This is a genomic window from Mesorhizobium sp. M7A.F.Ca.CA.004.04.2.1, from assembly GCF_004022825.1.
In the GTDB taxonomy this organism is placed as follows: Bacteria; Pseudomonadota; Alphaproteobacteria; order Rhizobiales; family Rhizobiaceae; genus Mesorhizobium.
This window is the reverse complement of record NZ_RZPH01001236.1, coordinates 1-1,538: the sequence shown is the minus strand read 5'-3', so window position 1 is coordinate 1,538 and position 1,538 is coordinate 1. Positions and strand designations below refer to the sequence as shown.

Genomic DNA, 1,538 nt, shown 5'->3' with positions numbered 1-1,538 from the left:
GAACGGGGTGATCGCCAGCCTGGTGCCGGCCATTGCCGGGCTGCAGCAGTCGATGGGCATCGTGTCCGAAAAAGTGGCCAGGATCGAGCAGACCGTCACGCAGATGCAAAATACGGTCGAGGCGGTCAAGCAGACGACCGACACGGTGGCGAAGAAGGCCGACGAGATCGCTAACGCCCAGCAGCAGCAGACGCAGCAGACGGCGGAGGTGCAGAAGACCACCGACGAGGTGAAGAAGCAGACCGAGACGCTGGCCGCCGGCCAGGCGCAGCAGCAGGCCCAGACCGAGAAGCTGCAAGAAACGACGCAGCAGATCGCCGCCTCGATCGACACCATCGCCAAGGGCTTTGCCGCCTTGGCCGCGCAAGGCGGGGCGATTGCCGAGCCGAAGCGGCCGGACGAATTCTACCACAATGCCCGCGTCTACGAGCTGTCCGGCGACATGCTCAACGCGCGGCGCTCCTACCTCGCCTTCGCCGGTTTCGATGTCGACGCCATCGACCCCTACACGCGCTTTGCCACGCTGCTTCGGGTGCAGGACGGTAAGGCCGGCGCGCGCGAAGTGTTCGGCGCGCTTGCCGACAAGGGCAAGGCGCTGTCGATCAAGCTTGTGCATATCCAGCAGTTCGACGACGCCCAGCGGCTCGACAAGCTCAACGCCTTCATATCAGCCAATCCAGATTTCGCGCCGGCCTATTTCCTGCTGGCGCAGGAGTTTTCCGAAGACCGGCTCGGCGCCCAGACGCTGGCCGACAAGCGCAACGAGGCCAAGGCGCTGACCAGGTTCGTGTCCTACGAAAAGGATGGCGGGCTGCTCAAATATGTCGTCGACCAGACGCAGTTGGCCGACTGGCTGGACCGCAGCCGCAACCGGCTGGCGGCACTCGGCGACGTGCTCGATCCCGCCCGCTTCGTGCCTTCGCTGACGCCGATGCGCTCCAACCAGGGCTGGTCGATGACCATCTCGCTGCCGGAGCCGGCGACCGCCATCTCCTGGCGCATGGGCGACAGCGGCCCGTTCACCGACACCGGTTTCCTGGCCATGAACGACCAGACGACCGGCAAGCCGATGGCCAATCCGAGCTTCGAGATGCCCGACAGCACCGTGGCGGGGATCATCGCCATCAAATATCTCGACATCAGGGGCCGCGAGACCGGCCCGTTCGACATCCGCTTCGACCCGGAGACCGCGCTCCAGCAAGGCAACAAGCAGATCCTCGACCAGTTCTGGACCTCGTGGATCGCTTTCGATGCCAGCGGCAATCATGGGCTGGTCTACTTCACCCAGATGCTGTCCTACCGCTGCGCCATCAAGCAGGTGCATTACAGCCTGAACGGCGCGGCGCTCGACAAGGAGATCAAGATGCCGCCCTGCGACAAGAAGGACCCTTACGCCATCCCCTACGACTACCAGCCCTATTCAAGGTCGCCGACAGCGTGAAATCGATGTCGGTGCAGGTCACCTACACCGACGACACCAAGTCGCCGGTGCGGGAATACAAGCGGCAGTAGAGGCGCCCACCCTCCCCCTTGTGGGG

The 1,538-nt window shown here is 64.2% G+C and carries 1 pseudogene; it reads left to right on the top strand.

The features are described 5' to 3' along the window. A pseudogene (locus EN893_RS33370) lies at positions 1–1,512 on the top strand (methyl-accepting chemotaxis protein); the annotation flags it as partial. Positions 1,513–1,538: the final 26 nt, after the last annotated feature.